Here is a 25,886-nt window from a genome sequence, read left to right as displayed (position 1 = left end):
GGGGCGGCTGGGCACGCGATCAACCGAAGCGATAGCCGAACCCTCGCACCGTGACCAACTTGGCTGGCTGGGAGGGGTCATCTTCGATTTTTTCGCGTAGCCAGCGGATGTGCACATCCACGGTTTTGCTATCGCCGATGTAATCCACGCCCCACACCTGTTCGATGAGCTGCTCGCGGCTCCAGACCCGGCGTGGATGCTGCATGAACAGCTCCAGTAATCGATATTCCTTGGGGGAGAGTCGGATCTCGATGCCGCTGCGCGTGACGCGACATTCGCCCGGATACAGCTCCAGATCGAGATAGTCAAGAGTGCTTGCGGTAGGCAAGGGAGTGCGCTGACGGCGCAGCAGTGCCCTGCAGCGGGCCACCAGCTCGCGCATCCCGAACGGCTTAATTAAGTAGTCGTCCGCACCCACCTCCAGGCCCAATACGCGATCGGTTTCGGTGTCGCGGGCGCTCACTACGAGAATCAACGGTGGTGTGTTGCTGCCGCGCAACTGGCGGCAAAGATCGAGCCCGTTGATCCCCGGAAGCATGAGATCAAGTACCACCAGGTCGTAGCTGTCACGGCTGAGCAGATCCCAGGCGCTCCGTCCGTTGGTGGCGGCCGTGACGCCGAAGCCCTCCATTTCCAGGGCTTCGGCCACGGTCTCGCGGATAGTGTCGTCGTCCTCCACCACCAGGAGGCGGGCAGAGGGCGTGGGTTCGGCAACCTGGCTCATGGCTCAATTGTGGGCCGGAGCCCCTGTGTTGCCGGATACCGGAGTGCCCCTTGCGCCCTCGCTCAGTCGGCGGCTGCTTCCGATTCCAGCCGGCACTGGGTTAGTGAAGGATCGGTGAGACGCTCCAGCACGCGTTGCAGATCCACCGGTGAGAGTTCCCCATCGTGTCCCCATTTGAGGCTGGTGCTCTCGGGTGTGGCCTGGCTGGAGAGAGAAAGGTCGGCGCCCATGCGCAACTGATGTGCTGAAACCAACACTAAGTCCGCCAGGGGCGCCTGAGGCGGTGGTGCTGATCAGGCTGTATGCAGCTCTGCCGGGCGGTAGGGGATGAAATTCGCCTTGCGGGTCCCGCAGATTGGGCAGCTCCAGTCGTCGGGGATCGCTTCGAAGGGCGTGCCGGCAGCGATGCCCGAGTCGGGGTCGCCCTCGGCCGGGTTGTAGATCACGCCGCACACTTTGCAGATCCACAGCCCCTGCACCGGCATGGCGGCCTCGCTGGGTTGGCCTTGTCCTTGCAGGGCTGCCAAGGCCACGCTGTAGCGATCGGCGTGGTGGTGCTCCACCGGGGCTAGCAGGCCGAAGTTGCGGGCAGCGCTGCGAAAGACTCCAGCATGCTCCTTGGATTCGCTGATCTGCTCGTTGAACTCGGCTTCGGCGCCGCTGTCGCGATCGCTGCGGGCTTGGGCGGCGAACTCGGGGTACATCGTTGTGTACTCGTAGGTCTCGCCCTCGATGGCCAGCTCCAGGCAGCGGCTGAGGATCGCTTGCTTCTGGTCGTCGGTGAGGGCCCCCCCGTCGTCCACCACCAGCTCCGGGTGCATCAGGCGGAAATGGGCGAAAGCGTGCTCTGTTTCCTGATTGGCGGTGTCGCGGAACAGCCTGGCCAGCTCGCTGTTGCCAAGTTGCTTGGCCACCTCTGCAAAGAACAGGTATTTGCGATTAGCCATGCTCTCGCCGCCGAAAGCGGCTTCGAGGTTGGCCTGGGTGCTGGGCTTGGAGAGATCCATGGGCTGCGATGTGATCGGCCTGCGTGCTGCAGTGCGGTTATCTTACCTCACTTATCCGTAGTCGGTCCGACTTCGCTTTGAAAGCTGCTGTGGTCGGCTGTCTCAGGTCTCGTTAGATCTGGGTGAGATCTCGAGATTTCAGAGCCATGGCTCATCACCAGGTTTTGATCGTGGGGGGCGGTGCCGGAGGTATCACCGTGGCGGCGCGGCTGAAGCGCTTCCGCCCCAGCCTTGATGTGGCCATCCTTGAGCCATCGCTCGAGCACTACTACCAACCCGGTTGGACCCTGGTGGGTGGCGGTGTGTTCACCTTGGCGCAGACCCGCCGCCAGGAAGCTGAGTTGATTCCTGCGGGTGTTACCTGGATTCGTGAAGCAGCCGCCGGCTTCGATCCTGATCACAACAGCGTTAGCACCAGTGGCGGGCAGACCCTCACCTACGACGCCCTGGTGGTAGCCGTTGGCCTCAAGCTCAACTGGGATGCGATTGATGGCCTCACCGATGCCCTGGGTAAGGGAGGTGTGTGCAGCAATTACTCGAAGGACTACGCCTCTTACACCTGGGAGTGCATTCAGAATTTCAAGGGCGGCAATGCGGTGTTCACCTGCGCGCCCATGCCGATCAAGTGCCCAGGCGCTCCCCAGAAGATCGCCTACATGGCTGACGACGCGATCAAGCGCGATCCAGCGCTAGCGGCCAAGAGCAGCGTGATCTATGCGACAGCCACACCCGGCATCTTCGGCATCCCGGCCTATGCCGCTCCGCTCAAGCAGGTGGTGGCGCGTAAAGGCATTGATGCCCGCTACAGCCATACCTTGATCGCCGTTCGCCCCGATCGCAAAGAGGCGGTGTTCAAGGTGGCGAAGGAGGGACAAGAAGCCCGAGAGGAGGTGATCTCCTACGGGCTTTTGCATGTGACTCCTCCAATGGCCGCTCCTGATGTCGTGGCCCAGAGCCCTCTCGCTGCAGCCAGCGGATTCGTGGAGGTGGACAAGCATTCCACCCAGCATCTGCGCTACCCCAACGTCTTTGCCATCGGCGATGTGAGCGGGATGCCGAACTCCAAAACCGCTGCTGCAGTGCGTGGTCAGGCCCCCGCGCTGGTTACCAATCTGCTCGCCCAGCTCGATGGAGGCAAGGGCGATGGCTCTTACAACGGCTACAGCTGCTGCCCGCTGATCACCGGTTACGGCAAAACGATCATGGCCGAGTTCAATTACGACGCCCAGCCTGAACCCTCCTTCCCGCTCGATCCCACCAAGGAGCGTTGGAGCATGTGGGTGATGAAGACCACCATCCTGCCGTGGGTGTACTGGAACCGAATGCTCAAGGGCGCCGATCACGAGAAGCGCTTCATCCCTGGCGTGAAGCACTGATCAGATGTCTGCGGCTCTCCGCAGGGTGGATGGCAGGTGCTGCGGCGAGATTGTCCAACTGCGGATATCCATGGATATCCGCAGTTGGACAGATCAGAAGAGAGTCATTGGATGATCCAGCGATTGGATAAGCGTCTACCCAGTTCGCTGATCGCCTCAGGCTGGTAGGGCTGATCAACCCGCGGCGTGCCCCCCACTCAGGCTTTGTGTCTTGGTCAACGCCGCAGGTTGACGAGCGTTCTTGTGATGAGCTTGAAGCAAACTGCAGCAACCCAAGCGCACGATCCCCCGAGCGGCAGCCACGCCAAGCTGGGGAGGTTGAAGCGCCCTTGGTGGCCGTTCTGGAGCTGAGCACAACTGTGACGACACCCCCTTCCCCAGATCTGTTGGTGATCGCCTGCAGCAACGGTGAGAACCTCAAGCTGTCTGAGCGTTTTGCAGCTCTGGCACAGGCCCAGAACCTCAGTGTGGAGGTGCTTGATCTCACGTTGGTTGAACTGCCGCTGTTCACGCCACGGGCTCTTGCTGCTGGAACGCCGCCTGCACTTGCGGGTCTCCAGCAAACGCTGATGGCAGCACCCCGATGGGTGATCTGCGCGCCGGAATACAACGGGTCGATTCCGCCGGTGCTGACCAGTGCCATCGCCTGGTTGTCGGTGCAGGGCGATGATTTTCGTGCGCTGTTTAACGAGCGCCCCGTGGCTATCGCCACCCATTCCGGCGGCGGTGGCCACACTTTGATGGCCGCCTTGCGCCTCCAGCTGGCCCATCTCGGCGCCCACGTCGTCGGCCGTCAGTTGGTGAGTAACAGCAGCAATGCCGCCAAAGACGACTCCATTGCCGATCTGATTCGTCGCCTCATCCAGCTTCAACCTCTCCAGTCCTGAGTCGATTGATCCGCCATGACCCCCACCACCGCCGCCATTCCCGCCAGCCACCGCGACCTAGCTCAAGCCCTGGCTGTTGATGCACTCGTGCTGCGCCTGGCGGCACAACGCTTCCACAGCCAGCTCGATTGGCTTGATAGCTGGCATAGCTTCTCCTTCTCGTCGCACTACGACCCGGCCTGGATGGGCTTCGGGCCGTTGCGGGTGATCAACGACGACACGATCGCGGCTGGCCAGGGGTTTGGCATGCACCCCCACCGCGACATGGAGATCGTCACGGTGATGGTGCAGGGCGAGTTGCATCACCGCGATTCGATGGGCCATGCCGAGGTGTTGCGGGCTGGCGAGGTGCAGCGGATGAGCGCTGGCACTGGCGTGGTGCACAGCGAGATCAATGGTTCGGATCAGCCCTGCCGGCTCTTGCAGATCTGGATAGAGCCAAGTGCGCCGGGCATCTCACCGGCCTATGAGCAGAAACCTTTCCCGCTGCAACGGGGCTGGACGCCACTGTTGGATCCCCAACGCCACGCCGGTGCCCTGGCCATTCAGCGTCCGGTGCGTCTGTGGCGGACGCAGCTTCTGGCTGGCGAGAGTGTGGAGCTGCCAGATCTCTCGGGTTTGGCCTGGTTGCAGATGATTGATGGAGCGCTCGAGCAGCCCTGGTTGCTCCAACGCGGAGATGGACTCGGCTGGTCGCCAACGCGCACCGCTGGCGATGCCGCTCGTACCCCCCTAAGGGCCACAGCCGGCGGGGCTGACCTGCTGCTGTTTGCGCTGCATTGAGGCCGCCGCAGGTCACCGGTTGATGTGCTCCCGGGCACCCGCGCTAGCGGCTGATCCGATCAGGCTTGTTCGATGGCATACGCCCCTCGGCCGGCAATCTCCACGCGGCAGTACCGCCTCACAGACAGGCAGGGTCTGCCCCATCCAGTGCTGGATGAGTGTTTTGAGAGCCTTGAGCTAGCCCTTGAGGCCGCGATGGCTTGGCTGGAGCAGCAGGGGCTGGTGGATCTCCGCGCTGATCAGCGGGAGCGGGAGCGGCAGCTGGCCCTCCAGGTGGGTGTGGAGATGAGTACACCCAGTGGTTGCTGGCGCACGCTGCGTCATGCGGGTTTCATGGCATGGCGTTCTTAATGCGATCGATGCGGGCGAACGAAAGTCTTGATCGAGGGTTGGCCTGGGCAGGTTTACTGCTCAATGCCGCCGGCTTGCCTTGGCTGGTGCAGCTGGTCACCAGCGGCGGCTCCATGGCGGCTGCTAACTGGGCCGTGGGCACCAGCGCGATCTTGCCCGCCCTCGTTCTCGGCGTGGTGGCTTGCGCTGCCCTGGTGAAACGTCGGCGCTGGGGCCGCGTGGTGGCGATCGTGGCGCTGGGGTTGTCCCTAGCCGTCACCCTGAGCTATGGCGTGGTGTGGCTGGTGTTGGTGCCCTTCGCGCGTCCGCTGACGGCATCGGCCCTTGGGGTTCTGGTGGTGGTGGAGCTGCTGCTGTTGATCTACTGGTGCCTACCGCGGCCCTGGTGGCTGGGGCGAGGCCGCTGAGCAGGCCAGGAGTAGATCTCAGATTGGTATCACCTGATACCAATAAACCTGCCGTGCGCGCCTTGCATGGTTTGAATTGATACACACTGGCCATGCCTAGCGCCGAGCGTTTCGCAGCCCTGCAGACCATCCAGCGGCGCAAGCCCGCAGCGGTTCAGGCCCCATCTGCCCTGCAGGACATCTGGGCCAGCGATGTGTTCACGCTGGATCGGATGAAAGAGGCGCTGCCTCGCTCGGTGTTCAAATCGATTCAGGCCACGATCCGCGAGGGCGGACGCCTGGATCCCACCGTGGCGGATGCCGTGGCCAGTGCCATGAAGGACTGGGCCACCAGCCGCGGAGCGCTCTACTACGCCCACGTTTTCTATCCGCTCACCAACCTCAGCGCTGAGAAGCACGACGGCTTCATCGTGCCGAAGGGCGACGGTCGTGCCATTACCGAATTCACCGGCAAGCTGCTGGTGCAGGGCGAGCCCGATGGCTCATCCTTCCCCAATGGTGGTCTGCGCTCCACCTTTGAGGCCCGTGGCTACACGGCCTGGGATGTGACCAGCCCTGCCTGGCTGATGCGCACCCCCAATGGCGTCACCCTGTGCATCCCCACGGTGTTTGTGTCGTGGACCGGCGAGGCCCTCGATAAGAAAACCCCCCTGCTGCGCTCCAACGCTGCCGTGAACGCCCAGGCGCGCCGCGTGCTCAAGCTGTTGGGGGAGAAGGAGGTTGCTCCGATCAACTCCAGCTGCGGCGCCGAGCAGGAGTATTTCCTGGTGGACAACGCCTTCATGGCGCTCCGCCCCGACCTGCAGCTCTCCGGCCGCAGCCTGTTTGGTGCACCGCCAGCCAAGGGGCAGCAGTTCGATGACCACTACTTCGGCGCCATCCCCGAGCGGGTGCAGGTGTTCATGCAAGACGTGGAGGATCAGCTCTACCGCCTGGGTGTGCCCGCCAAGACCCGCCACAACGAAGTTGCTCCAGGTCAGTTCGAGATCGCGCCGGTGCATGAAGCCGCCAACGTGGCCACCGATCACCAGCAACTGATCATGACGGTGCTCAAGAGCACCGCGAAGCGCCACGGCTTCACCTGCTTGCTGCATGAGAAGCCCTTCGCCGGCGTGAACGGCAGCGGTAAGCATGTGAACTGGTCGATCGGCAACAGCACCCAGGGCAACTTGCTCGATCCCGGCAAGACCCCCCACGAGAACATGCAATTCCTGCTGTTCTGCGGCGCTGTGATCCGTGGCGTTCATCAATACGGCCCGCTCATGCGTGCGGCCATCGCCACCGCTAGTAATGACCATCGCCTCGGTGCCAACGAGGCCCCCCCAGCGATCATCTCCGTCTACCTCGGCAGCCAGCTTGAGGACGTGTTCAACCAGATCAAGGCGGGCCAGCTGAAGAGCTCCACCAGTGGCGGTGTGATGCAACTCGGGGTCGACAGCCTGCCGGAGTTCCCCAAGGATGCTGGCGATCGCAATCGCACCTCACCCTTTGCGTTCACCGGTAATCGCTTCGAGTTCCGCGCTGTGGGCTCTGGCCAATCGGTGGCCGGTCCGCTGGTGGTGCTGAACACCGTGCTGGCGGATTCGCTCGGGTGGATCGCTGACCAGCTGGAAAGCCGCCTAGCCAAGGGTGAAACGATCGAACAGGCCAGCTTCGCGGCGCTGCAGCGGATCACCCAGGAGAACGGCGCTGTGATTTTCGGCGGCGATGGTTACTCCTCGCAGTGGCATGAACTGGCCGTGAAAGAGCGCGGCCTCGAGAACCTGCGCACCAGTGCTGATGCACTGCCTGTGCTCAAGCGCGAGGCGATTCGCGATCTGTTCCAGCGGCAGAACGTGCTCAGCCCTGTGGAGCTCGAGAGCCGTTTTGAGGTGTATTCCGAGCAATACATCCTGGCCATTGAGGTGGAGGCTCGTTTGTCGCTGCGCTTGGCCCGCACGGTGATCTACCCCGCGGTGAGCGCCTATTTGGGCGAACTGGCCGGTTCCCTGCAGGAGCAAGAGGCCATTGGTCTCAGCCCCTCCAAGGCTGTGGCCCAACAGATCGCAGCTCTCAATCAACAGTTGCTGGATCGCGCCGGCAGCTTGGAAGCGGCCATGGCTGCGGCTCCCCACGGAGCCGAGGCCCACATGCGCCATTGCGCTGATCAGCTGATGGTGCGTATGGGCGAACTGCGCGAAGCCGTGGATGGGCTCGAGGCCCTGGTGGATGACGCCGCTTGGCCGCTGCCCACCTATCAGGAGATGCTGTTCGTGCGTTGAGGCGCCAGGTTTGCTGCTGGCAGGGCACCCGCCAACCCCTGCCGCAGTGGCCCCTGCCGAGCACGCCAGATTGCCCCGGCCATCGGGCCTATCAGTGGCGAGAGTCCAGCCAGGATCCAACGGGCCGCGGCGAACTGGCTGAGCCGGTGACCTTGGCTCGCTTCGGTGCTTTGGAGCGTCTGCATCCGTTTGATTTCCGGCAACCGCAGCTGCTCCACCCGCGTGGCTGCCCTATCAAGTTCACGCGCGTTGTGGGCCTGGCTCAGCCAGTGGGCGGCTACAACGCTGTCGCGCAGCGCCATGTTGATCCCCTGCGCTCGCACCGGACTCATCGGATGGGCCGCATCCCCGAGTAGCAGCAGACCTGGCCGCTGCCAGGAGGAGCTCAGCCCCACCTGAACTGACACGCGCCGTGGAGCACTCAGCTGCTCGGCGCGCCCACGCACCACTGCAGCGAAGGTTGGCGGCAAGTGCGCGGCCAGCTGTTCGGCCCATTGCCTGCTGGTGAGTTGCGGCATGGATGCGCCGGGCTCGAGTAACCAAGCCAGCTGGAGGTGTCCGCTGGCACTGATGCAGGCGCTGCCGATCTTGCCCTGCGCTAGCCAGGTGGTGAAACCGCCATCGAGGTCTGCTGGTAGAGGGCCGGGAAGCTCAAACCAAAGCAGCTCGAGCCCTTGCCCGTTGGTGTGCAGGGTGAGTCCAGCCTGCCGGCGCAGCAGTGATTGGCGGCCGTCGCAGCCGATCACCAGGTCAGCCGGCTGCTGCCGGCCATTGGCCAAGGTCACACCGCAGATGCGCTGATCGCTGTAGAGCAACCCCTGCACGGCTTGGCCCGGTAGCCATTCCAGGGTGGATTGGTCGCGAGCGAGCGCCAGAAGATGCTCCAACAGGTGCTCTTGGGCCACCAGCGTGCAGGGCTGAAGCGTGCCCATCGGTTCGCGCACCTGAAACAGGCGGCGCCCTTCCACCCAAACGCTCCACCCTTGCAGTGTTCGGTGCGGAAGCTGGCGGTGCAGCTCAGCCAGGCCAAGGTGGGCTAGGGCCTCCAGCCCGCAGGGCATCAGCGCATCGCCCCTGAACTGCCGGCTGAAGCGAGTGCTGGCCTCGATCAGGGTGACGGACTGCCCCGCTTGCGCCAACTGCAGAGCAACAGCGAGGCCGGCGGGCCCAGCTCCCACCACAACGAAGCGAGGCATGGGCAAGCCAGCGGACCTCATCATCTTGTTGGGGGTTGTGTCTTGCCGTGGCTAAAGCGTGGGGGTCGCTCTCATGCTGCCGAGATGGCTATCAATTTTTGGCGTCCTTGGATTGATCCCAGCGGTAGAGGCGAAGGTGCGCAACCGGAGCGTTATGCGCTGCGGGCCACGAGGGATGCCTTGTTTTTGGGCATTACGCCCTTGAACGATTTGATTGAACCGGTGGCCGATCCCTGCAGAGCCTGGGTGTTTCACACCCATGAGCGGGCCGTTGCCGCAGCCCGCGATATCGCTGAAGTGTTCGGCCAGCCGGTGGATGTGGTGAAGCTGCAGTGAGCTCAAGCAGGCGGTCAGCTCTCAGCAGGGGTGCTGAGCAGGCGGAAGCCGCTGAAGAACAGCGAAATGCCGAACAGGGTTCCAACGGCCCAGAGGCTGTCGCTGGGCCATTCGGCCACCAGCAGGCCGCCCAGGATGGCGGTGACAACACCATCGATCAGCACCAGCCCGCGGGCCTCGCCTTGATTGGCAGCAGCTGCCGCCAGTTCCATCACCCCCTCGAAAATCAGCAGCAGGCCCACAAACAAGGTGAGGCTGATTTCGCTTTCGATCGGGTAGGCCACCACCCAGATTCCTGCCACCAAATAGAACAGTCCGGAGAGGCCACGGAAGATCTTGCCCTTGGTGCCTTCCGCCTGGCCGATCCGCAGTAGCTGGGTCACACCCGCCACGGCTGCGATCACACCGATGCTGAGGGTGAGGGCTGTGGCAGAGAGAAACGGCAACGCAATCGAGGCAGCGGCTGCAAGAAACAGCAGCACGGCTGTCAGGCGGCGCAGGGTTGTGGGATTCACCGGGGAGATGCGTGAGCGCCACAGGTTAGATGGGTTGTGTCCAGATGCCTGAGCCCTACTTAGGGTGCGGGCATCGTCTGTGTTCAACTGCCGACTGATGGCCGCGATCTTCAGCGACAACAGCCTCACCATCGGCCGCACACCCCTGGTCCAGCTCAACCGCATCAGCGAGGGCTGCGTGGCACGGGTGCTGGCCAAGATCGAGGGCCGTAATCCGGCGTATTCGGTGAAGTGCCGCATTGGCGCTGCCATGGTGGCGGCCGCCGAGCGCGAGGGGCTGCTCGGCCCCGGCAAGGAGCTGATTGAACCCACCAGCGGTAACACCGGCATTGCCCTTGCGTTTGTGGCTGCCAGTAAGGGCATCCGGCTCACCCTCACCATGCCGGAAACGATGAGCTTGGAGCGGCGCAAGCTGCTCACGGCCTTTGGCGCCCATCTGGAGCTCACCGAAGGCCGCCTGGGGATGACTGGCGCAGTGAACCTTGCCAAGGACATCGCCGCCAGCGATCCCGATCGCTATGTGCTGCTTCAGCAGTTTGTGAATCCTGCCAACCCGCAGATCCACCACGACACCACTGGCCCTGAGATCTGGGATGACACCGATGGTGCTGTCGACGTGCTCGTGTCGGGCGTGGGCACCGGCGGCACCATCACCGGTGTGAGCCGCTACATCAAAACGACCCTGGGTCAGCCACTGCTCAGCGTGGCGGTAGAGCCCTGCAACAGCCCAGTGATCAGCCAGACCAAGGCAGGGCAGCCGCTACAGCCCGGCCCCCACAAAATTCAAGGCATCGGAGCGGGCTTCGTACCCGGCAACCTCGATCTGGCGATGGTGGATCGCGTGGAGCAGGTGAGTGACGAGGAGGCCGTTGCGATGGCCCGCCGCCTGGCGCGCGAGGAAGGCATTTTGGCCGGCATCAGTTGCGGTGCTGCCGCGGCGGCTGCGCTGCGCATTGCCCGCGAACCTGAGCAGGCCGGTAAAACGATCGTGGTGGTGCTGCCCGATTCCGGCGAGCGCTACCTCAGCTCGGTGCTGTTTGAGGGCATCTTCAATGAGCGGGGCCTGCCGGTGGGCTGACCCCACCGCGGGCTCAGTCGGCTATCGGGCTGACGCCTTTCAGCCGCTCGTTGAGTTGCATGGCCATCGACTGCCGGCCCACCGCGAGAACCTTCAGGGTGTCTTCGTGCATGCGCAGCTGGGCGTCAGCCACCTGCATGCCGCGCACCAGCTCCTTGAGGTCATCGGGCAGGGTGTTGAGGTCGTAACGCTTGCCCTCGAAGGTGAGAACGGGGGGCTGCTGGGCGGCGGAGTCGGTCACTGGGCTGGTGTCGGTCGGGTTCAGCTTATGGGGCATGGAGTGATCGCGCTGGCGGCGTTCACGCCCCGCGAATCAGCTGGCGCTCGCAGAGGTCGCGGTAGCGGCCGGGTCGGCTGATCAGCACATCGTGATTGCCCTCGTCCACGATCTGGCCGTGTTCCAAGACCACGATCGAATCGGCCTCCTGCACCGTGGAGAGACGGTGGGCGATCACCAGCACGGTGCGTCCGGCCATGGCTTGATCCAGTCCGCGCTGCACGGCCTCCTCGGATTCGGCATCGAGGGCGCTGGTGGCTTCATCCAGCAACAGCACGGCTGGATCCCCGAGCACGGCTCGGGCAATCGCCAAGCGTTGAAGCTGGCCACCGGAGAAGTTGCTGCCCCGCTCTTCCACCCTGGCCTGGTAGCCACCAGGCATCGCCTCGATGAAGCCATCGGCGTTGGCGAGGCGGGCGGCGCTGCGAATCTGTTCGAGGCTGGCTGGCCGGCCGAAGGCAATCGCATCCGCCACCGTGCCTGAGAACACAGCGCTCTGCTGAGGGACCAGCGCCACGGCTTTGCGCAGTTCACTGGCCTTGAGATCGGCCAGATCGCACCCATCGAGCAGCACCCGCCCGCTCTGGGCAGTGTTGAAGCGCAGCAGCAGCGAAAACAGGGTGCTTTTGCCAGCTCCGGAGGGGCCCACCAAGGCCACCACCTGGCCGGGCTTCACCCGCAGGCTGAGGTTGCGCAGCACCGGCTGCTCGGGCTCATAGCTGAAGCTCACCTGCTCGAGGGTGAGTTCACCGGCCACGTGATCGAGGGCTAGGGCCTGGGGCTTATCGGGTGGCTCGATCGCTTGCTGCTCGATCTCCCGCAGGCGCCGCAGTGAGGCCTGCCCCTGCTGAAACTCGTTGAAGTTGGTGGTGAGGTGGCTGATCGGATCGATCAGCATCAACAGAGCCGCCACATAGCTGCTGAAGCCCTGGCCGTTGAGGTCGCCGCTCTGGATGCGGGCCGCGCCCATCAGCAGCACCGCCAGGATTCCGGCCGCTTCCAGAAAGCCCACCACCGGATATTGGAGAGCGAGCAGCCGCTGCGTGCGGTAACGGGCGCGGCGGTGCAGATCGATCTCCGTTTCGAAGCGCTGCTGCAACCAGGGTTCGGCGGCAAAGGCGCGCACCAGCGGCAGCCCGCCGATCGCTTCACCGAGCAGGGCGGCCAGCTCACTCACCTGCTTCTGGCTTTTCTCGGCCGCCCCCATCACCTTGGCGCCGAACACGCTCACCAGCACCGCCACCAGCGGGGCGAGGACCAGGGTGCCCAGCGACAGCTTCCAGTCGAGCCACACCATGTAGCCAAACACCACCACCAGCTGCAGAACGGAGGGGGTGGTGTCTTGGATTGTTTTGTAGATCACCTCGCCGACGCGGTCGGCGTCCTCGGTGAGGCGATAGGTGAGGTCGCCGGCCGAGAGTTTCTCCAGCACGCCGAAATCCAGCCGTTGCAACCTGGCGAATAGCCGCCGCCTGAGCTCTTGGCTCACCTGCAGGGCCGGGCCGGCCAGCAGTGTGTCCTGGCCGAACTGGGCCAGTTTTTGCAGCATGAACACACTCAGGGCCAGGCCGATGACCTGCAGCACCCGATCAAAATCACCGGCGCCGATGGCCGGCAGGAGCTGACCGGCCAGCCAGGCCAGAAGCGGCCAACAGACCACAAACACGAGCATGCACGCCCCGCCGGCCAGGAGTGCAGACCGGTAGGGAACCAGCAGCGGCAGCAGCCGCCGGAAGCCGGCCGAGGAAGGTGCGAGCATCAGGGCAAGCTATCAGCGCTTTTTTTTGGTCCCATCTCCAGGTGCAGGTCCTGCGGGCCATGGCAGCGAACCCATTCGCCTCGATCAATTCCTCAAATGGCAAGGCCTGGTGTTCACCGGTGGTGAGGCCAAGCAGCGCATCCAGGGCGGCGAGGCACGGGTGAATGGCTTTCAGGAAACCCAGCGGGGCCGCAAGCTCAAGCCGGGCGATCGGGTCGAGTTCGGCGGACAGACGCATGTGGTGCCCCAGAACACGGCCAATCGGGCTTGAACCGGGCAGCCTTTAGGTTGGTGGGTCGATTCGTAAGGGACGCTGTGGGTAAGGCCGTCATCGCAGGCAACTGGAAGATGCACATGACTTGCGCCGAAGCGCAGGCCTTTGCAGACGCCTTCAAGCCCCTGGTGGCCAACCTCCCGGCCGATCGCGAGGTGGTGCTGGCGCCTCCGTTTACGGCGATCCCCACCTTGAGCACTGGCTTGACGGGCACGGGCATCCACATCGCTGCCCAGAACATTCACTGGCAGGAGAAGGGTGCCTTCACCGGTATGGTCTCCGCCCCGATGCTGCTGGAGCACGGCGTCAGCCACGCAATCGTGGGGCACAGCGAGCCGCGCAAGTACTACAGCGAGACTGACGAGCAGATCAACTTGCGGGCCCGCAGTGCCCAGAAGCACGGCATCATCCCGATTCTTTGCGTGGGTGAGAGCGATTCCCAGCGCGAGGCCGGTGAAGCCGAGCGCGTGATCCGCCGTCAGGTGGAGCAAGGGGTGGATGGCCTCGATCCGGCTCGGCTGATCGTGGCCTATGAGCCGATCTGGGCGATCGGCACCGGCAAAACCTGTGAGGCCGCCGAAGCCAACCGCATCTGCGGCCTGATCCGCGAGTGGGTGGGATATCCCGAGGTGGTGATCCAGTACGGCGGTTCGGTGAACCCCGCCACGATCGATCAGCTGATGGCCCAGAGCGACATTGATGGCGTGTTGGTGGGTGGGGCTTCGCTTGATCCTGAGGGCTTCGCCCGCATCGCCAACTACCAGGTGCCGGTGGCCGCCTGATGCAGCTGCGCTGGGGTCAGCGCACCCATGTGATGGGGGTGATCAACCTCACCCCCGATTCCTTCAGTGATGGTGGCCGCTTCGATCGGCCCGAGCGCGCCCTGGCCCAGGCACGGATGCTGGTGGCTCAGGGGGTGGATCTTCTCGATTTGGGTGCCCAGAGCACACGCCCCGGCGCTGAGGATGTTGGCGCGGATGCGGAAGTGGCAAGGCTGTTGCCGGCGCTTCAGTTAATCCGTGAAGCTTTTGCTGATCTTGAGCAACGGCCGCTGATCTCTGTGGACACCTTTCGCGCTCCGGTGGCGGAAGCAGCCCTCGAGGCCGGTGCTGATTGGATCAATGACGTGAGCGGCGGACGTCAGGACCCGGCGATGTTGCCGCTCGTGGCCGCCGCCGGCTGTCCCTATGTGCTGATGCATTCGCGCGGCGACAGCCAGACCATGGACGCGCTCACCGATTACGGCGCACACGGCGTTGTGGATGGTGTGCTCACGGAATTGCAGCGAGCGAGTGAGCGAGCCTTGTCCGCTGGGATTCGGCGTGAGCAGTTGATCTGGGATCCAGGTTTGGGCTTCGCCAAGAGCACGGAGCAAAACATCGCCTTGTTGCGCGGTTTGCCCCGTTTGCGCTCGGAGGGGATCCCCCTGTTGGTGGGGCCGTCACGTAAGCGCTTCATCGGGGCTGTGCTCAATGAAGCGCGCGCCAAGGCACGGCTGTGGGGCACGGCCGCTGTGGTGGCCCAGTGCGTCTCAGCCGGGGTCGATGTTGTGCGCGTTCACGACGGGGCTCCGATCGTGCAGGTGGCGCGCATGGCGGATGCTCTGTGGCGCGGATCTCACTAAAGGGTTGCGTTGCTGCTTGCTGTGGCGATGGCGTCCCCGCCTTGGTGTTTCGCCTGGTACATCGCAGTATCGGCAGCCTCAATCAAACTATCGGCGTCATGGGCATGATCGGGCCAGCGGGCAACTCCGATGCTGGCGCTCACCTGAATGCTGCCTGCGCCATTAGCTAGTTCGTTGAAGGGTTGCTCCAGCAGTTGTACCAGCTTGTGAGCCATGGCCACAAGTTGCTTGAGTTCTGGTGCATCGGGAACCAACAGCACAAATTCATCACCACCTTGACGGCAGAGCGTGTCGCTTTCCCGCACACTGCTGAGCAGCCGCTGGCCTACCGCGGTGAGGAGCGCATCACCGGTGCTGTGGCCATAGCGATCATTCACGGGTTTGAAGTTGTTGAGATCGAGGAATAGAAGGCCAACGCCATGCCGCTGGCGTCGGGCCAGGGCCAGGCTCCTCGTGAGCTCCTCAATCAACAGAGTGCGGTTGGCTAGGCCCGTGAGCTGGTCGTGTGTAGCCAGGAAGCGCATCTGTTCTTGTTGGGCGTAGCGCTCACTCACATCGCGCAGTAAGCCCACGAAATTGCTCACGTTCTTCTGGGGATCCAGTACGGCTGTGATGGAGAGTTCGTGCCTAATGATCTGGCCGTTGCGGTGACGGTTCCAGATTTCACCGGTCCAATACCCCTTGTTCAAAATTGCAGCCCACATCTGCTCGTAGAAGTTGCTGTCATGACGACCAGAACGCAGCAGGTTTGTTTTGTTGCCCTGGGCCTCAAGTTCGGAATATCCGGTGAGTTGACAGAATGCTTGGTTCACCTGAACGATCACTCCGTTGGGATCGGTGACTACAATGGCCAGAGGACTGCTATCAAAAACTGTGCCTGCTAGTGCACGTTCTTTGGACACTTCTTGTTCTTTCGACAGGGCCAGACGAACGGCCTGGTGGTTGCTAATCAACTGTCGGGTTATCACAGAAGCCAGCACACTGAGGCTTGCTCCGAGCAATGCTTGAAGCAGCAGAGCATTGCTCCAGCCTTGTGGGTTGAGGCTGCGGTGATCCAGCTGGATTCCGATCACCCAGGTGCGGTTGGCGATCGTCACATCCAGCCACGTGGGATGCGTGAGCTTGTTGCTTCCCGCCAGGTTGAGGTTGTCAAAGAGGAGATTGTTGGGCTTGGTGCGGTCGCTGTCGTACACGAGCACACTGGTGCCGATCAGGGCGGGGTTGTTGATGGTCGCCAGCGCCCCGTTGATCAGATCGTCCATCCGCAAGGGGGAGTAAGCCCAGCCCCTGAGGCGATTGCGCCGATCCTGACCAGAGTTAAACGCTCGATCGGGCTGCCCATAGATGGCCTGATAAATCAGAGCCCCCACCTGGGGCCGGATCGAGTTTTCCTGTAAGAGCCGTACCGGTCCACTCAAGGTGGGCTCACCGGTGCTGGCTGCCAGCTGCATGGCATCGCGCCGCGTGATCTCGGAGTACATGTCAAAACCGAGAGCGCGCTGATTGCGCCAATCGTTCGGTTGCAGAAAGAGAATGGCCGTGGTCAGGGCCCGCGTTCCCGCTGGCTTCACCGTGAAGTCGGGTTGCCCTGAAGCCCGCACCTGCTGCTGAAAAGCTTCCACGTTGTTGTTGGGCACCACAGCCGCGTAGCCAATGCCCTGGATGCCTTTGAGGGTGTCGCCGCGTCGGTTGAGTGCCATGTAGAACTCATGAAACTCCGCCCTGGTCACTGCACTAGAGGCATCAAAGAGGCCGACCACCGCATCGAGCACGCCGATCGTGCTCTGCAGCCGAGAGGTCAACGCCTGGCTAATCGCCCCTGCCAGATCCCGCTCGACGCGCTCATGCTCCAGCTGCCGGTAACTGCGCTGCTGATGGCTCCATAGCCCGGTGATGCAGAGCCCAGTCACCAGCACAAGCCAAGGAAGGCTGCCTAGCTGCACGCCCAGACGGTTCATCTGATCGGGTGACTGCTTTGACTCCACTGCGCTCACTGCACCACTGCTGTATAGCAGTGCTGGGAGGATTCGTCGAGTCGTTAAAGTTAATCTAATTCTTTGCGATTCGTCGCCGGCAAGGTCTGACGTTGAATGGTTATCGCTCGGGTTTGATTCGGTTAGCTGAATCGCTCTGGCATGGCACCGAGGCTGATCAAGACCCGCTTCCAGTATGGCGTTGAATACCATTCTTCAAGCTGATCGTCATTGAGAGTGAGAGTCATGAGTGCCTCCATTCTCAAGAGATCAGGCATGCACAGGTCGAGTTGCAACTTGGCTGCAATTTCTATCACTTGATCAGCGCTATCGCATTGGGAAAGCTGCTGCTGAAGGAGGCGATCATCCTTCAGCAGCAGCTTAAGGCGCATGGCATTGGCGGATGTCATGCGCTGGTGGCCTAGTTGGCTACACCTTCGATCTTGTCTTCAATCTCCTGGTAGATCTCCTGCAATTGCTGGATGTTCTCGTCTGAGGTCTCCCAGTAGCCACGCCCATTCACCTCCAGCAGGGTGCCCACGATGCGGCGGAAGCTGTGGGGGTTCAGCTCCATCAACCGCTTGCGCATCTCTGGGTCATTAATGAAGGTGTCGTTGGCTTCTTCGTAGACAAAGTTGTCAACGGCGCCGCTGGTGGCGCTCCAACCCAGGGTGAAGTTGAGGCGCTTGGCCACTTCGCGCACACCCTCGTAGCCCGAGTTCAGCATGCCTTCGTACCACTTGGGGTTGAGCAGCTTGGTGCGCGAGTCCAGGCGGATCGTCTCGCTTAGTGAGCGCACCTGCGCGTTGGCAGTTGTGGTGTCGGCGATGTAGCTGGTTGGAGCTTTGCCGTCATCACGCAGGCCCTGAATGAGCTTGGTGGGGTCGCTGTCGAAGTAATGGCTAACATCGGTGAGTGAGATCTCGGCTGAATCCAGGTTCTGGAAGGTCACGTCGGCGGTTTTCATCACCGATTCGAACACATCGCGCTTCTGGTTCATTTCGCCGGGGTTATCGGCATTGAAGGCGAAGGTTTTGCGGGAGAGATACATCTCCTGCAGTTCATTCTCTTCTTCCCAGGTGCTGTTCTCAACCGCCAGGTTCACATTCGATGAATAGCTGCCGCTGGCATTGGAAAACACGCGGGTGGCAGCATCACGCAAGGAGATGCCTTCCTGTTCAGCTTGCTCCTGAGCGTGCTTGCGCACGAAGTTCATCTCAAGGGGCTCATCAGCCTCGGCGGCCATCTTCACGCCTTGATCGATCAGCGCCATCTGGTTGATGAACAGATCACGGAACACTCCGCTGCAGTTCACCACAACATCGATGCGAGGACGACCGAGCTCCTCGAGAGAGAGCAGCTCCAGCTTGTTCACGCGTCCCAGGGAATCAGGCACCGGCTTGACGCCGATGAACCAAAGAATCTGTGCCAGGGATTCGCCGTAGGTCTTGATGTTGTCAGTGCCCCAAAGCACGCAGGCGATGGTTTCGGGCCAGGTGCCCTGCTCCTGCTTCTGGCGCTCAATCAGCTTGTCAACCACGCCCTTGGCCGCAGCAACGGCGGCTTTGGTGGGGATGGCCTGTGGATCGAGGGCGTGCAAGTTTTTGCCGCTGGGCAGCACGCCAGGGTTACGAATCGGGTCGCCGCCAGGACCAGGCAGCACGTACTCGCCATCGAGAGCGCGGAGCAGGCTCTCCATTTCGAGATCAGCGCACACCTGTTCAAGGCAGAACTGCAGATAACCGAACAGCTTGTCGAGCTCGGCTTGGTCGACATCCGGGAAACCAGCGCTGCGGCAGGCGCTCAGCCAGGGGCTGGGCAGCTTGAAGCCGAACTGCTCGAGCAGGTTGAAGAACCAAGCGAAGTTGCGCCGCAGGGTGACGCGCCCATCGCTGCCAGTCACGGCTTGCACCATCGCACCGACGGCGGCGCGGGATGTCTCGGTGATGACGCGGTTGAGTTCCACATCGGCGAGCACACCGTTGTCGTTGCCGGCATACACGTCGGTGATGGTGCGGCCTTTGCTCTCGGCCAGCAGGGCGGGCAGGGAGCGGAGTCCGTCGTCATCACGCTCGAGGGCGGCGATGTTCACCAAGGTGGCGATCGCTTCTTCGGCGGTGGGGGGCTTGCCGATGGTGTGCAGGCCGCAGGGCAGCAGCCGGCTTTCGATCTCCATGAGCTGGCGGTAGACCGCGCCAATCACGGCGTCGCGCGCATCCTGATCGAGCTCAGAGCCATCCACCTCGGGCAGCTGCACGTCTTTGTCGAGGTTGCACTGGCGGGCTGTTTCCACCACCGCGTTCACGATCTGAATACCGCGGGAACTTTCCCGCAGCTGCTGGTAGGAGCCCACCAGCTCGCCCAGTTCCTTCAGACCCTTGTAAAGACCAGCATTTTCAGCGGGCGGAGTGAGGTAGGAGATGGTTTCGGCGTAGCCGCGCCGCTTGGCGATCGTGGCTTCTGAGGGGTTGTTGGCGGCGTAGTAATAGAGGTTGGGCAGCGCGCCGATCAGGGAGTCGGGATAGCAGGTTTCGCTCATGCCCATCTGTTTGCCAGGCATGAACTCCAGCGAGCCGTGGGTGCCGAAGTGCAGTACGGCGTCAGCGCCCCACACCTTTTCCAGGTAGGTGTAGTAAGCCGCAAAGCCGTGGTGAGGGCTGGCGCTGCGGGAGTAGAGCAGGCGCATCGGGTCGCCTTCGTAGCCGAAGGTGGGCTGCACGCCAACGAACACGTTGCCGAAGTGGCGGCCGAAGATCAGCAGGTTGGTGCCATCGGTGTTGAGGGTGCCGGGGGGCTTGCCCCAGTTCTCCTCCAGTCGCTCCGAATAGGGCGTGAGGCGCTCGTATTCCTCCACGCTCATGCGGTGGGCAATCGCCAGCTCTGGTGCGCCCTCAAGCGCTTCGGGGTCTTGGAGCACCGCCTCCATGAGCGCCTTGGGCGTTGCGGGCAGATCGTTCACCTCATAGCCCTTGGCGCGCATCTCCTCGAGCACCCGGTAGATCGAGCCGAACACATCGAGGTAGGCCGCGGTGCCCACGTTGCCCTTATCGGGCGGGAAGCTGAACACGGTGATCGCCAGCTTCTTCTCACTGCGGGGCTTGACCCGCAGTGAGGCCCAGCGGATGGCGCGCTCGGCGATGGCATCCACCCGGTCTTGGAGGGTGTGAGCTTTGCCGGTGGCATCGTCGCGGCCGCTGAGCACGATCGGTTCGATCGCACCATCGAGTTCGGGAATGGCGATTTGCAGGGCCACCTGCACTGGGTGCAGACCGAGATCGCTCTCCTCCCACTCCTGGGTGGTTTGGAACACCAGAGGCAGCGCCACCATGTAGGGGCGATTGAGCTTCTTCAGCACTTCGATCGCCTTGGGGTGATCCTGACGGGCCGGGCCGCCCACCAGAGCAAAACCGGTCAGTGACACCACGCCGTCGACCAGCGGCATGTCGGGATTGATTGGGTCGTAGAAGAAGGCGTTCACCGGCTTGGTGAAGTCGAGACCGCCGCAGAACACCGGAATCACCGTGGCGCCGCGGAATTCCATCTCTTGAATCACCGCCACGTAGTGGGCCTCATCGCCAGTGACGATGTGGCTTCGTTGCAACACCAGGCCGATCACTGGGCCCTGGCGCGCCTTCTCAGAGAGATCTTTGCGGCTGGCGTTCCAGTTCAGGTATTCCTTGAGGTCTTCAAACATCCCTGGTGCCAGGGGATGCCAGATGCCCAGATCAGGGAACACAACTGGATCAGCAACCTGCAGCTCAGGGCGATCATTTGCGCTGCGGGGGAACACATATTTGTCCGCCAGCATCAACAGGAAGTTGCGCAGGTTGTCTGGCGTGCCGCCGAGCCAATATTGGAAGCTGAGCATGAAGGAGCGGGCATCCTGTGCCTTCTCCACGGGGAGGTACTTCAACACCGTTGGAAGGGTGTTGAGCAGCTTGAGCATCGCGTCTTGGAAGCCAGCGCCGCCGGCCTCCTTGCGCTTTTTCATGAAGCCGGCGATGGCGCTCTTGCTCTGGCCCAACTGGGCCATGGAGAAGGTGCCGAGCTTGTTCAGGCGCATCACCTCCGGCATGGAGGGGAACACCACTGCGGCTTTGAGGCGATCGCGGTGGGGGGCTACCGCTTCGACCACTTTCTGAGCCAGATCTTCGAGGAAGATCAAGGAGCCGATGAACACATCGGCTTCAGCCACATCGGCGCAGAAATCGGCGTAGTTGCCAGGGTCGCGCAATTCCTCGATCAGGTAGCCGCTTAGGTCAATAGCCAGCGGGCCGTTTTGATCATTGAGTGAGGTCGCCGCCTGGGTGAGGGCGTTTTGGTACTGAGGCTCAAGCACCACATACACGGCCTTCATCACGGCCCGGCCATTCGCCTCCGCGGGGCTGACGCGGCGGGAAGCGGAGCGGACCTGCGTGAACATGCGCGCTGATTGAGCAATGTGAAGGAGCCTACGTAGGCCTGGGCGCCTGTGCGAGCAGGGATTCCAAGCTGTTACAGCTCCTGCGCGGGGCGACCCATAGGCTCAACGCTTGCGTTAGCCACCTGAACCGTTGATGACCGCCAGCCCTGCCTCCGCCAGCACCGCCACCAGCCAGCCGATTGCGGTGGTGGTGGCTGGAGCTCTGGGCCGCATGGGCGCTGAAGTGGTGAAGGCGGTGACGGCCTCCCCTGATTGCCGTTTGGTGGGCGCGATCGACACCACATCCGGCAAAGAAGGAGCGGATGTGGGGCTTGAGCTGGGTCTGGCTGAGCTGGAGGTGGCCATCACCGCTGATTTTGAAGGTTGTCTCTGCCAAGCCAGCCAAGCGGTGCGCAACGACGGGCCTGGCGCCGGCGCGGTGTTGGTGGATTTCACCCATCCCTCTGTTGTGTACGAGCACACCCGCGGCGCGATCGCCTATGGCGTGCATCCGGTGATCGGCACCACTGGCCTCAGCCCTGAACAGTTGGCCGATCTGGCCACCTTTGCTGAGAAGGCCTCGGTGGGCGGCGCCGTGATCCCCAATTTCTCCGTGGGTATGGTGCTGCTGCAGCAGGCTGCCGCCGCCGCCGCTCGCTTCTACGACTTCGCCGAACTCACCGAGCTCCATCACAACCGCAAGGCCGATGCCCCCAGCGGCACCTGCATCAAAACCGCTGAGCTGATGGAGGAACTGGGCAAGAGCTTCAACCCCCAGCAGGTGGAGGAGCACGAAACCCTGGCCGGTTGCCGCGGCGGTGAACGCTCCAGTGGCCTGCGTTTGCATTCGATCCGCCTGCCGGGTCTGGTCGCCCATCAAGAGGTGATGTTTGGGGCTCCGGGTGAGACCTACACCCTCCGCCACGACACGATCGATCGCTCCGCTTACATGCCCGGCGTGCTGCTGAGTGTGCGCAAGGTGCGCCAGCTCCAAGGGCTGGTGTACGGCCTCGAGCGCTTGCTCTGAGCCCCACACGCCTCGACACTGGCGCCATGCTCATTCCCCTGCGTCCCGGAGAGTTGCCGCGGTTGATCCCGGCGGTCGCCACTGGCCCTCAGTTCACTGCCTGCTCTGGCAGCCCCCAAAAGCTGCTGCAGCGCGTGTTTATTTCCGTGATCGGGGGCGTGATCACCCTGCTGATCAGCCAGACGCTGCTGTTCTCCAGCCAGGCGGGGCCGATCTTCCTGGTGATCGGCGTGGTGTTTCTGCTCTATCTGCTGTGGGGCCCGATTGTGGAGGCAGGCCGCAAGAACGCCACCCTGCGCCGCTATCCAGCTGCTGCGATCTTTGAGGGGGAAGTAGCGGACTATTTCACCAAGGAATTGGTGGAGGGACGCCAGGAAACCACTGACCGTCAGGGCCGACTCGAGATGGTGGAAAACCGGCGTACCTGGCTGTGCTTGGAGTTGGAGGACGACGAGGGCTATCTAGGCACGATCCGCTTTCCCTACGACAAAAAGCACAAGCTGATCCGCCGGGGCATGGTGGTGCGGTGTTTGGTGCTCAGCGAGCGCAAGGATTTCTCGCGAATTGGCGCTCTCAGTGACGCCTGGTTGCCCCAGCTCAAGCTCTGGGTGGGCGACTACCCCTACCTGCTTCGTCCTGCTTTTGAAGAGCTCTGCCTCAAACGCCTGCGTTGAAGCCTGCAGGGGTGCACGAGTGCAGCGCCTTTGCATTGCGTAGGAACGCGAAACATTGCGTTACAATCTGATCACACATCAGGACGCGACATGACCCAATCGAATACCCCCGTCATCCGCGGCGCCACCGTCACGCAGGAAGACGGCGGTCGCCTCAACGCCTTCGCCTCAGAGCCCCGCATGCAGGTGGTGGAAGCCGAAAACGGTTGGGGCTTCCACGAGCGTGCAGAAAAGCTCAACGGCCGTATGGCGATGCTGGGCTTCATTGCTCTGCTGGCTACCGAATTGGCTCTCGGCGGTGAATCCTTCACCCGTGGCCTGCTCGGCATCGGCTGATCGCCTCTGAGAGGCTCCAGGCTCACGCCTCCATCAACCGCAGCACAGAATCGTGCTGCGGTTTTTTTGTGTCCCAGCCCATGCAAAGCCGATCACCAGTCCCCGGCGCTGGCGCGTTGCGGGCCCGTGTGTTCGGGGCTGGCCCCACGGGCAGCCTGGCTGCCCTGGCGTTGGTGCGCAGCGGCTGGCAGGTGGAGCTGTGCGACCCGCAACCGGCTCAGGCACTGCTCGCCCGTAGCCGTGCCTATGCCCTCACCCATTCCAGCGCTGAGCTGCTGGAGGCGCTGGAGCTCTGGCAACCGCTGCAGCCCTATCTGGCTCCCTTCCGCCGCCTGGAGCTCTGTGATCGTGCCTTGCACCGTCAGGTTCCTTTTCAAGTGGCTGACCTGCCGGGCCGCAGCGGCCGGGCTGATGCTGATGCCGTGGGCTGGATCCTGCAGCATCAGCCCCTGATGGAGCTGCTGTTGCAGGCCGCGGAGCGGCATCCCGCCATCCAGCTGAGCCTGGGCGATGCCAAGACCTTCAGCGACGTTGATCCGGTGGATCTGGAGGTGGCTGCCGATGGGCATGGATCTCCCCGTCGCCGCGCGGCGGATGTTCGTCATTGGCGGCGGCCCTACCGCCAGGGCTGCCTCACGGTGCAGGTGCGCTTGCGTGGTTCCGCGGTTGACCAAGCCTGGGAATTGTTTCGCCCCGAAGGTCCATTCGCTGTGCTGCCCCTCGGCGGTGATGCCTTTCAGTTGGTGTGGAGTGCACCGCTGCCACGCCTTCAGCAGCTGGAGGCACTGGAGCCCGCAGCTTTCCTCGATGCCTTGAGCGCCGCATTGCCCGAAGCCTTGCAGGCGGATGTGCTGCTCGATCAGCCCAGGGCCTTCCCTGTGGCCCTGGAATGCGCCTGGCCGCTTGGGCGTCGGGGGTTGGTGTTGGTCGGTGAAGCGGCGCATCGCTCCCATCCGGTGGGAGGCCAGGGCCTCAACCTCTGCTGGCGGGACGTGGCGACGTTGCAGAGGTTGGCCGCACAGGTGAAGGCCGGCCGTTTACGGCTAAGGCATCTGCCGGCCCGCTATGCCCGCGATCGCTGCCTGGATGTGGCTTTGGTGCTGCTGGCCACCGACGCCCTAGTGCGCTTGTTCTCGAACCGCTCCCCGCTGCTGCTACCGCTACGCGCCGTGGCGATGACGCTCCTAGCGCGTGCGGCCTGGCTGCGCAGGCTCAGCCTCAGTGCCATGAGTGATGGCCCTTGCCGGCTGCGCTGGCGTTGATCACCATGGCGTCATGGTGATCAGCAGCTCGCCACAGCCGCCGCCCAGCCCTGCTCTGTTGCGTTATCTGCGTCAGGAGCTGGGGCTGAGCGACAACGCGCTGCAGCTGGGGCTCAAGCAATCCGATCAGGAGCAGGCGCCCTTGCCCGTGGTGCTTTGGCGTTTCGGGCTGATCAGCCTGGAGCAGCTCGACCAGGTGCTCAGCTGGCAGACCCTGCAGGAGTAGTTGGCTGACCAGCAGGGTCAGTACACAAGCAGGGATTCCACCGGCGCTGATTCGGGCAGCTTGGCCTTGCCGCCGAGATCTGCCAGTTCCACGATGAAGGCGAAGCCACACAGCTCGCCGCCCACCTGCTGCACCAGTTCGGCGCAGGCCCCTGCGGTGCCGCCGGTCGCCAGCAGGTCGTCCACGATCAGCACCCGGGGGCGATGCTCAAAACCGTCGGGAATGATTTCGAGGCGGTCGCTGCCGTATTCGAGGGTGTAATCCACCCCGATCACCTCACCGGGGAGTTTGCCTGGCTTGCGCACGGGGCTGAAGCCGATATTGCAGGCCGTGGCCAGGGCGGTACCCACGATGAAACCCCGCGACTCGATCCCCACGATCAGATCGGGTGCGAGCTGGTCGCAGACAGCCCCCATCTGACGCATCACTTCCTGCCAGGCCAGGGGGCTGCGCATCAGCGGTGTGATGTCGCGAAACAGGATGCCCGGTTTGGGGAAATCGGGGATGTCCCGCACCAACTCCCGCAGATCAATGGCGCTCATGGTCGACGGATTGGCTGCGCAACTGGCAGTATCGCAGCCATGGCAGAAGCTTCTCCACACCCCCAGCGCGCTCTCTCCCGGCGGGGTCTGGAGCGTCTTGATCTGTTGTTGCTCTGTGCTGAAGCCCTCGACCTCAACGGCGGCGAGGCGATGGTGTGGCTCAGTGAGGAGATGGGCCTCACCGATCTGTTCCCGAATCGGGTGGAGTTGTGGAAGCGCCGCTGCAGCAATCCCCTTCGCCGCACCACCCGCCGCGATCTGCCCACCGAAGCGGAGGCCGATGGCCTGATTCGCATCCTCAATGCCTTGGCGGAGCGGCTTTATCCGATGCTGCGCAGCCTGCTCTCTTCGGCGGAGTCCCCCCAGCTGAGCGAACAGCGTTGGGCCCTGTTCCGCGGCCGGCTACAGGAGCTGTTGCAAGAGCGCTTCAACCCCCGCCGTGGGGGCGTACAACGACTGCTGGATCCCCAGGAGGGCCCGGCCCTCTGCCGCGATTTGATTCAGACCATGGCCCTCAGCGCCGGGCCCGGTGGTTTCTCCCGCCTCAAGGCCAGCCTGCTGGACGCGGCGGCCTGACCGCGGCATGACC

The 25,886-nt window shown here is 63.1% G+C and carries 28 protein-coding genes; 17 read left to right on the top strand and 11 right to left on the bottom strand.

Going from position 1 to position 25,886, the window contains the following annotated elements; all coding sequences use genetic code 11:
- Positions 1–19: 19 nt before the first annotated feature.
- The 3 genes from KJJ24_RS05800 to KJJ24_RS15070 form a co-directional block, all read right to left on the bottom strand.
- Entirely contained in the window at positions 20–724 is a 705-nt protein-coding gene (locus KJJ24_RS05800; RefSeq protein WP_214342321.1) for a response regulator transcription factor, read from the bottom strand.
- Between the two features lie 62 nt (positions 725–786).
- Positions 787–954, bottom strand: coding sequence for a hypothetical protein (locus KJJ24_RS05795; RefSeq protein ID WP_214342318.1), 168 nt, complete (start codon positions 952–954; stop codon positions 787–789).
- Between the two features lie 63 nt (positions 955–1,017).
- Positions 1,018–1,731 (bottom strand): rubrerythrin family protein, encoded by a 714-nt coding sequence (locus tag KJJ24_RS15070; protein ID WP_214342315.1) that lies wholly within the window; start codon positions 1,729–1,731, stop codon positions 1,018–1,020.
- Positions 1,732–1,877: 146 nt separating this feature from the next.
- Here KJJ24_RS15070 and KJJ24_RS05785 point away from each other — a divergent pair, with 146 nt between their 5' ends.
- From KJJ24_RS05785 to KJJ24_RS05760, 6 genes are all read left to right on the top strand, one after another.
- Positions 1,878–3,107 carry an FAD/NAD(P)-binding oxidoreductase gene (locus tag KJJ24_RS05785; RefSeq protein WP_214342312.1) on the top strand — a complete coding sequence of 410 codons (1,230 nt, stop codon included), beginning with the start codon at positions 1,878–1,880 and terminating at the stop codon, positions 3,105–3,107.
- Positions 3,108–3,466: 359 nt separating this feature from the next.
- The gene (locus KJJ24_RS05780; protein WP_214342304.1) at positions 3,467–3,994 is read left to right on the top strand and encodes an NADPH-dependent FMN reductase; all 528 of its coding nucleotides are present in this window, start codon (positions 3,467–3,469) and stop codon (positions 3,992–3,994) included.
- A gap of 15 nt (positions 3,995–4,009) precedes the next feature.
- Complete coding sequence (locus tag KJJ24_RS05775; protein WP_214342302.1) at positions 4,010–4,777, top strand: pirin-like bicupin family protein; 768 nt, start codon at positions 4,010–4,012, stop codon at positions 4,775–4,777.
- 72 nt (positions 4,778–4,849) lie between these two features.
- Complete coding sequence (locus KJJ24_RS05770) at positions 4,850–5,128, top strand: hypothetical protein (RefSeq protein WP_214342292.1); 279 nt, start codon at positions 4,850–4,852, stop codon at positions 5,126–5,128.
- Positions 5,129–5,136: 8 nt separating this feature from the next.
- Positions 5,137–5,535 carry a Hepatitis C virus core protein gene (locus tag KJJ24_RS05765; protein WP_214342291.1) on the top strand — a complete coding sequence of 133 codons (399 nt, stop codon included), beginning with the start codon at positions 5,137–5,139 and terminating at the stop codon, positions 5,533–5,535.
- Positions 5,536–5,627: 92 nt separating this feature from the next.
- On the top strand, positions 5,628–7,796 hold the full coding sequence (locus tag KJJ24_RS05760; protein ID WP_214342289.1) for a glutamine synthetase III: 2,169 nt from the start codon (positions 5,628–5,630) through the stop codon (positions 7,794–7,796).
- Here KJJ24_RS05760 and KJJ24_RS05755 read toward each other — a convergent pair.
- Positions 7,772–8,992 (bottom strand): FAD-dependent oxidoreductase, encoded by a 1,221-nt coding sequence (locus KJJ24_RS05755; RefSeq protein WP_214342287.1) that lies wholly within the window; start codon positions 8,990–8,992, stop codon positions 7,772–7,774. The genes KJJ24_RS05760 and KJJ24_RS05755 overlap by 25 nt on opposite strands.
- 84 nt (positions 8,993–9,076) lie before the next feature.
- On the opposite strand from KJJ24_RS05755, the gene KJJ24_RS05750 reads away from it, so the two are divergent.
- Entirely contained in the window at positions 9,077–9,328 is a 252-nt protein-coding gene (locus KJJ24_RS05750) for a hypothetical protein (RefSeq protein ID WP_214342284.1), read from the top strand.
- Positions 9,329–9,342: 14 nt separating this feature from the next.
- On the opposite strand, the gene KJJ24_RS05745 is transcribed toward KJJ24_RS05750, so the two are convergent.
- A complete protein-coding gene (locus KJJ24_RS05745; protein ID WP_214342281.1) occupies positions 9,343–9,843 on the bottom strand; it encodes an HdeD family acid-resistance protein in 501 nt (166 codons plus the stop codon).
- 97 nt (positions 9,844–9,940) lie between these two features.
- Between KJJ24_RS05745 and cysK the strand changes: the two genes are divergently transcribed.
- Positions 9,941–10,921 carry a cysteine synthase A gene (gene cysK / locus KJJ24_RS05740; protein WP_214343359.1) on the top strand — a complete coding sequence of 327 codons (981 nt, stop codon included), beginning with the start codon at positions 9,941–9,943 and terminating at the stop codon, positions 10,919–10,921.
- A 13-nt stretch (positions 10,922–10,934) separates the two neighbouring features.
- Here the strand turns inward: cysK and KJJ24_RS05735 are convergent, their stop codons facing one another.
- Both KJJ24_RS05735 and KJJ24_RS05730 read right to left on the bottom strand, forming a co-directional pair.
- The gene (locus KJJ24_RS05735) at positions 10,935–11,162 is read right to left on the bottom strand and encodes a DUF6447 family protein (protein ID WP_214342278.1); all 228 of its coding nucleotides are present in this window, start codon (positions 11,160–11,162) and stop codon (positions 10,935–10,937) included.
- A 58-nt stretch (positions 11,163–11,220) separates the two neighbouring features.
- Entirely contained in the window at positions 11,221–12,957 is a 1,737-nt protein-coding gene (locus KJJ24_RS05730; protein ID WP_214342275.1) for an ABC transporter ATP-binding protein, read from the bottom strand.
- A gap of 25 nt (positions 12,958–12,982) precedes the next feature.
- On the opposite strand from KJJ24_RS05730, the gene KJJ24_RS05725 reads away from it, so the two are divergent.
- The 3 genes from KJJ24_RS05725 (at position 12,983) to folP (ending at position 14,855) form a co-directional block, all read left to right on the top strand.
- A complete protein-coding gene (locus KJJ24_RS05725) occupies positions 12,983–13,228 on the top strand; it encodes an RNA-binding S4 domain-containing protein (RefSeq protein WP_371811784.1) in 246 nt (81 codons plus the stop codon).
- Positions 13,229–13,311: 83 nt separating this feature from the next.
- The gene (gene tpiA / locus KJJ24_RS05720) at positions 13,312–14,013 is read left to right on the top strand and encodes a triose-phosphate isomerase (protein ID WP_250544944.1); all 702 of its coding nucleotides are present in this window, start codon (positions 13,312–13,314) and stop codon (positions 14,011–14,013) included.
- Positions 14,013–14,855, top strand: a complete 843-nt coding sequence (gene folP, locus KJJ24_RS05715) for a dihydropteroate synthase (protein ID WP_214342269.1) — start codon at positions 14,013–14,015, stop codon at positions 14,853–14,855. The genes tpiA and folP overlap by 1 nt, the downstream gene beginning before the upstream one ends.
- Here the strand turns inward: folP and KJJ24_RS05710 are convergent.
- From KJJ24_RS05710 to KJJ24_RS05700, 3 genes are all read right to left on the bottom strand, one after another.
- Positions 14,852–16,813, bottom strand: a complete 1,962-nt coding sequence (locus tag KJJ24_RS05710) for a CHASE domain-containing protein (protein WP_214342267.1) — start codon at positions 16,811–16,813, stop codon at positions 14,852–14,854. The genes folP and KJJ24_RS05710 overlap by 4 nt on opposite strands.
- Positions 16,814–16,971: 158 nt before the next feature.
- Entirely contained in the window at positions 16,972–17,238 is a 267-nt protein-coding gene (locus KJJ24_RS05705) for a hypothetical protein (protein ID WP_214342259.1), read from the bottom strand.
- Between the two features lie 11 nt (positions 17,239–17,249).
- Positions 17,250–21,251 carry a magnesium chelatase subunit H gene (locus KJJ24_RS05700; RefSeq protein ID WP_214342257.1) on the bottom strand — a complete coding sequence of 1,334 codons (4,002 nt, stop codon included), beginning with the start codon at positions 21,249–21,251 and terminating at the stop codon, positions 17,250–17,252.
- Positions 21,252–21,384: 133 nt separating this feature from the next.
- Between KJJ24_RS05700 and dapB the strand changes: the two genes are divergently transcribed.
- From dapB to KJJ24_RS05675, 5 genes are all read left to right on the top strand, one after another.
- Positions 21,385–22,257 carry a 4-hydroxy-tetrahydrodipicolinate reductase gene (dapB, locus tag KJJ24_RS05695; protein ID WP_214342254.1) on the top strand — a complete coding sequence of 291 codons (873 nt, stop codon included), beginning with the start codon at positions 21,385–21,387 and terminating at the stop codon, positions 22,255–22,257.
- A gap of 26 nt (positions 22,258–22,283) precedes the next feature.
- Positions 22,284–22,931 carry a hypothetical protein gene (locus tag KJJ24_RS05690; RefSeq protein ID WP_214342252.1) on the top strand — a complete coding sequence of 216 codons (648 nt, stop codon included), beginning with the start codon at positions 22,284–22,286 and terminating at the stop codon, positions 22,929–22,931.
- 90 nt (positions 22,932–23,021) lie between these two features.
- Complete coding sequence (locus tag KJJ24_RS05685; RefSeq protein WP_214342249.1) at positions 23,022–23,267, top strand: high light inducible protein; 246 nt, start codon at positions 23,022–23,024, stop codon at positions 23,265–23,267.
- A gap of 80 nt (positions 23,268–23,347) precedes the next feature.
- Positions 23,348–24,529 carry an FAD-dependent monooxygenase gene (locus KJJ24_RS05680; RefSeq protein WP_214342247.1) on the top strand — a complete coding sequence of 394 codons (1,182 nt, stop codon included), beginning with the start codon at positions 23,348–23,350 and terminating at the stop codon, positions 24,527–24,529.
- Between the two features lie 13 nt (positions 24,530–24,542).
- Entirely contained in the window at positions 24,543–24,755 is a 213-nt protein-coding gene (locus KJJ24_RS05675) for a DUF2949 domain-containing protein (protein WP_214343356.1), read from the top strand.
- Positions 24,756–24,772: 17 nt separating this feature from the next.
- Here KJJ24_RS05675 and KJJ24_RS05670 read toward each other — a convergent pair whose 3' ends face one another.
- The gene (locus KJJ24_RS05670; RefSeq protein WP_214342244.1) at positions 24,773–25,297 is read right to left on the bottom strand and encodes an adenine phosphoribosyltransferase; all 525 of its coding nucleotides are present in this window, start codon (positions 25,295–25,297) and stop codon (positions 24,773–24,775) included.
- Between the two features lie 39 nt (positions 25,298–25,336).
- Between KJJ24_RS05670 and KJJ24_RS05665 the strand changes: the two genes are divergently transcribed.
- Positions 25,337–25,873, top strand: coding sequence for a DUF3038 domain-containing protein (locus KJJ24_RS05665; protein ID WP_214342242.1), 537 nt, complete (start codon positions 25,337–25,339; stop codon positions 25,871–25,873).
- Positions 25,874–25,886: the final 13 nt, after the last annotated feature.

This window comes from Synechococcus sp. LA31, assembly GCF_018502385.1.
GTDB lineage: Bacteria > Cyanobacteriota > Cyanobacteriia > PCC-6307 > Cyanobiaceae > Vulcanococcus.
This window is presented reverse-complemented; position numbering and strand designations above follow the sequence as displayed.